Source organism: Aquabacterium sp. NJ1 (genome assembly GCF_000768065.1).
Taxonomy (GTDB): Bacteria; Pseudomonadota; Gammaproteobacteria; order Burkholderiales; family Burkholderiaceae_C; genus Aquabacterium.
This window is the reverse complement of record NZ_JRKM01000003.1, coordinates 1-5,515: the sequence shown is the minus strand read 5'-3', so window position 1 is coordinate 5,515 and position 5,515 is coordinate 1. Positions and strand designations below refer to the sequence as shown.

At 57.2% G+C, this 5,515-nt stretch carries 3 protein-coding genes; all 3 read left to right on the top strand.

The window, feature by feature from the left end; translation table 11 throughout:
• Positions 1 to 1,554 precede the first annotated feature (1,554 nt).
• The 3 genes from JY96_RS21585 (at position 1,555) to JY96_RS21570 (ending at position 5,506) form a co-directional block, all read left to right on the top strand.
• The gene (locus tag JY96_RS21585) at positions 1,555 to 1,857 is read left to right on the top strand and encodes a hypothetical protein (RefSeq protein WP_035044296.1); all 303 of its coding nucleotides are present in this window, start codon (positions 1,555 to 1,557) and stop codon (positions 1,855 to 1,857) included.
• A 1,323-nt stretch (positions 1,858 to 3,180) separates the two neighbouring features.
• The gene (locus JY96_RS21580; protein WP_152606697.1) at positions 3,181 to 3,474 is read left to right on the top strand and encodes a hypothetical protein; all 294 of its coding nucleotides are present in this window, start codon (positions 3,181 to 3,183) and stop codon (positions 3,472 to 3,474) included.
• 1,057 nt (positions 3,475 to 4,531) lie between these two features.
• Positions 4,532 to 5,506: an IS30 family transposase gene (locus tag JY96_RS21570; RefSeq protein WP_035040509.1), complete on the top strand. Its 975-nt coding sequence runs from the start codon at positions 4,532 to 4,534 to the stop codon at positions 5,504 to 5,506.
• The last annotated feature ends 9 nt before the right edge of the window (positions 5,507 to 5,515 follow it).

The following is a 5,515-nucleotide window of genomic DNA, read 5'->3' as shown; positions in this document are numbered from 1 at the left end:
GCGTTAGGCCTTCGGTTTTTGGCACTGCGTTTAGGCAAGGCTGCATTTATGTCATACCACCTGAACATCAATAGCCATCGGTGTTTTGCGCGAGAGCACTGATGCGTGCCACGGCCTTTCTCTCTGCCGCTCCCACATCTGTCCGCGTCTTCAGGTTTGGCACTTTACTGCCCTCAAGTTCCGCCACGTGGCGCAGCGCAAAGTCTCAATCTGGCTGTCTGTCCTACGGCAGCCTGCTGGCCGCTCAGTAGCGCCAAAATGCCACTCGCCATCGCTTTGTGGCTGGCCGTCCTGCGGCGGCCAGTGCGGTGTTGAGTGCGCTGGCAAGCCAACGTACAACAGCCCGCAGCCGTGGCTTTCGCCACCACTGCCTGGCGCTCGAAATCAGCGTGTCCATATCGCTTCGGTGACGCCGTCACCACCATGGTGTGCCGCCCTCGCCCTAAGTCATTCGGTTCAGTGCAAAATGCAGCAACAACAAACATCCAAGGGAGCGCGGCAATGGCAATGCCAAGCAAGATCAAAGCATGTCAGGTTTGCGTGTTCTCAACGCTCTCTCCTGCGCGCCCCAGCCTAACTGGTCGTTCAACGCGGACGCCACTACAGGCCAGGGCCTGTAGCGGTACCCTCCGCGCTTCGCGCTACGGCGCCGGTTAACTTTGGCGTTAGGCCACAAGCAAACGCGTGAACGAGATGGTTCTCATGGAATGGTTCAAATCCGCATCTTTCTGGATCGCCTTGCTGGCAATAGCGCTTGGAGCCTCTTCCATCTACGTATCTCACCGACGCGCAAGCTGTCAGGCGACCTGCACCTCAAAAAATGCGGGCATCGGAACGCTTACCTGGCCGGGCAAGAAGCTTGATCCACCCGCGTGCGTCTGCGCCGATCAACGCGTTAGGTAAAGCGAGTCCAACAATGAAGTGCAACACCCACACCCAAAATCCATCGCCTAACTGGGCGGTCAAGCGGACGCCAACAAGGGCCATGGCTTCGCCATTGTCCTGGCCCTTGTTGGTGCCCTTCAGTCGCTACGCTCCTTGCGGCGCCGCTTACCTTGGGCGTTAGGCCATCTTCAAATAGCCGCCAGCGCAAGGGACACGCACAACAATGAGCCACACGTTTACTTTCAGGACTCGCTGGAAAGAGGAACTCGTTTGCAAAGGTCCTGGCGGTAGCTTCGTGCTCGAGTTGCCGATGGGTGTTTTGTCTGCATACCTCCCAACAGAGGCAGCATGGCAACGAAAATCTCCTGCGTGGGCGAAGGATCTATGGCCAACCTTGCGTACGGAGCTTGAGGCCTGGTGCATCAAGAACAACGCTAAGTTCTACATTGACGAAACGGCAAATGTCTATGCTGAATGAACAGCCAAAGCCAAGCTACGTGTGCTCATCCACCGTGCCTTCGCGCCCCAGCCTAACTGGTCGTTCAACGCGGACGCCAATACAGGCCATGCCTTCGGCATTCTCATGGCCTGTATTGGTGCCCTCCGCGCTTCGCGCTCCGGCGCCGGTTAACTAGGGCGTTAGGCGCCACACACGACTTAGGACCGCTCATGCAGTTTGATCCATCCATTAGCGACGAAGACGAGCTCTGGTTATTTGAGCGGACAACGAAGGAATTACGGAAGACGTATGGCCACAGCGAGGAAATCGCCGTCGCACTAGTCAACGCCTACTACAAGCGGTTCACAGACGCATCGTTCTGTGAACGCTTTGACCTGACAGTGCAATCGACCGATTTCTTCTTGCGTGAGGAGTCTCTCTGTATGGCTGATCGCATTCAGTATTTCCAACACCTTGGACACGATCCCAACGAACAAGAGTTCATTCAGTGGCAAAGAAGCGTTCGTCTATAAAACCAGAGCGCCGCCTAACTGGGCGGTCAAGCGGACACCAACAAGGGCCAAGGCTTCGCCATTGTCTTGGCCCTTGTTGGTACCCTTCGCACCTTCGGTGCTCCGGTGCCGCTTACCTTGGGCGTTAGGCCCCACTTTTTGAGGCTTCATTTTGGCAAGGCTGCTTCATGTCATGCCGCGTGAACATCAATAGCCATCGATGTTTCGCGCGAGAGCACTGATGCGTGCCACAGCCTTTCTCTCTGCCGCTCCCGCATCTGTTCGCGTCTTCAGGTTTGGCGCTTCACTGCCCTCAAGTTCCGCCACGTGGCGCAGTGCGAAGTCTCAATCTGGCTGTCTGTCCTACGGCAGCCTACTCACCAAACAGTCGCGCCGAAGTGCCACACGCCATAGGCAATTGGTTGCCCGTCCTTCGGCAGGCAATGGTGATCATGTGCCGCGCCATGTCTCCGCATGCCATCACCAAGCTAGCCACGCGTCCTTCGGCGCTCAGCGCAGGGAAACCGCGCTGCCACGGCCAACCAGCATCAGGCAAAATCTCTGGAAATCAAATCAAGGGAGCGTGGTCATGCAATGGCCAAGCATCAAGTCAAGTGCACAGGTCGGCGTGTTCTCAACGCCCGCTCCTACGCGCACCCGCCTAACTGGGCGGTCAAGCGGACACCAATACTTGCCAGCAAGTATTGGTACCCTGCGTGCTGCGCACTCCGGTGCCGCTTACCTTGGGCGTTAGGCCTTCGTTTTTTGGCACTGCGTTTGGGCAAGGCTGCATTCATGTCATGCCACCTGAACATCAATAGCCATCGATGTTTTGCGCGAGAGCACTGAGGCACACCACGGCCTTTTCCTCTGCCGTTCACGCATCTGTTCGCATCTTCAGGTTTGGCGCTTTACACGCCTCCAGTTCCGCCACCTGGCGCGCCGCACAGTCTCAATCTGGCTGTCTGTCCTCTCGGCAGCCTGCTCACAAACCTGCAGCGCCAAAGTGCCACAGGTCAACGCCTTGTGGGCCGCCCGTCCTGCGGCGGGCAGCGCGTGGAAACCTCATTGCCGAGGTCCTTGCGCATCAGGCAAAATCATCCGAAATCAAACCAAGGGAGCAAGGCCATGCCACGGCCAAGCATCAAAACCAACGCGCAAAAGGCTTGCTTGTTCTCGCCTGCCTTGGCATTTGCCACCAGCCTAACTGGGCGGTCAAGCGGACACCAACACAGGCCATGGCTTCGCCATTCTCATGGCCTGTGTTGGTGCCCTCCGCACCTTCGGTGCTCCGGTGCCGCTTACCTTGGGCGTTAGGCCCACCCAATACAACAGGCGGCAAACATGGCGACAAGTCGCTTCCCAAACATCACTCACGCGCTATCAACGGCCTTTAACGTTGAGTTGGGTTTGGCCGAAGATCGGGCCATTGCAATGTATCTGCGCAGCATGACGGCAGATAAGCAGATAGCGGCCTTAAAGGAAGAGTTGCTCGAGGCTTTCTCGGACCCTGAATTTTCTTGGTCGGAGCTACTTAACAACGGTGACTACACCGCGTTTGTAGCGGCGTCAGAAGCCGAAGCCCTTGCTTACGCCAGGCGAGTCTTGTGGGTACCCATTTTTGGAGCAAAGCGGTGACAGCATCGGGAAGCTTGCCCAGCTCTTGTGAAAATTCAAACCTAACGGAGTTGCCGTGAACTTGAATCACCGCGCACCTAGCCACAAGCCTAACTGGTCGGTCAAGCGGACGCCAACATGGGCCATGGCTTCGCCATTGTCCTGGCCCTTGTTGGTACCCTTCAGTCGCTGCGCTCCTTGCGGCGCCGCTTACCTTGGGCGTTAGGCCATCATGAATCGAGACGACGCAAAAGTAATCGCGACGCACCTTGAGGCTGCTATCGCACAACTCTCTTTTGCGCTTAGGGAGGCTCAAGCGCGTCTTTCTGAGGCTGAAATAGAGCAGTTCAAGCGGGCTGTCGGCCTACAAATTGGCAATCTCTCGTGCGAAGTCCTCGATGCGATTTACGCGGAGCATCCAGACTTGGCTCCACCTGGCGTCCTCGATGTATGAGCCATCGGCAACTTTAAAAGTCTCATGCTTCAGTGGCCATCTCGGCCACCACGAGAGAACACCGGTTCACGCCATTGCCACTTTCTTTGCCGTTCCGGCGTTGAAGCCATGCCCATGTTTGGCGCTTGAGTGATCATGCGGCCCGCGACCTAGCGCAATGCTCAGGCTCAATCTGGCCGCCTGTCCGTCGGCAGCCAGCTCACCGATCAGTAGCGCCAAAGTGCCACATGCACTCGCCTTTTGGGCTGCCCGTCCTACGGCGGCCCGCGGTTGGAATCCGCATGGTCACGGCCCAGCCGCGTAAGGCAAAATATCTGGAAATCAAATCAAGGGAGCGGCCATGCACAGGCCAAGCATCAATGAGCGCAGCCAGGTTGCCGTGGCATCAACGCCCTCGCCTGCGCGCCCCAGCCTAACTGGGCGGTCAAGCGGACACCAACAAAGGCCATGCCTTCGGCATTCTCATGGCCTTTGTTGGTGCCCTGCGCACCTGCGGTGCTCCGGTGCCGCTTACCTTGGGCGTTAGGCCCCGCGGATTCAACTAGTAAGTGCAACGTTCATTGAAATGGGTGGGGAGCGGCGAAACTAGCTGCACCTTATCCGACCAAGAACGAGGTTGCACCTATGACGTATCACCAACTCACCCAAGAGGAACGATACACCATCAACGCCTTGAGAGTAGCCAAATACTCTCAAGCCGAGATCGCTCGCCAAATTGGCAAACACCCAAGCACCGTCAGTCGTGAGCTTCGCCGGAACCTGACTACTCACCGAGCGCAGTACCGGCCAGAGAAGGCTCACAGTTACGCCGTGGCTCGACGTCGGCGCTGCCGTCGCGGCTCTCACTACTCCGACGCTCAGCGCGCTCAGGTCTTTAGCCTCATCCGCAGGAAGTTCAGCGCTGAGCAAATCAGCGGCATCCTCAAACGCTTCAAGCTCCTTGAAATCAGCACCGAGACCATCTACCGCTGGCTGCGTCGCGACAAGGCCAGCGGCGGTGAGTTGGTATCGCACACACGCATCATGTCCAAGAACGGTCGCAAACGCTACCGATCCAAGGATTCAAGGGGTGTTCTGGCCGGCAAGCGCCATATCAGCGAGCGACCACAGGAGGCCAACTTGCGCATCGCGATCGGTCACTGGGAAGGCGATACCGTCATCGGCAAAGACCTGCGCCACTGCCTGCTTACTCTGGTCGAGCGCGTCAGTGGCTTTGCCATCGTCATGAAGCTCAAGGCTCGCACCAAAGAAGAAGTCATCTGCGCTGCCAAGGTCGCCATCGCCAAGTACGAGCGTCAATTCAAAACGCTCAGCCTGGACAACGGAACGGAGTTCCACGACTACGCAAAGCTAGAGGAACACTTCAATCTCAAGTGCTACTTCGCCACCCCTTATCATTCCTGGGAGCGTGGCACCAACGAGAACTTCAACGGCCTGCTACGTCAATACGTACCAAAGGGAGTCTGCATGCAACATCTCACTCAAAAGCAGTGCGATCACTTCGCCAGCGAACTCAATAACAGGCCACGCAAACGCCACAATTTCCTGACGCCTTCCGAAGTCTTCTTCGGACGTACTAGCGTTGCACTTGCTGGTTGAATCTGGGCC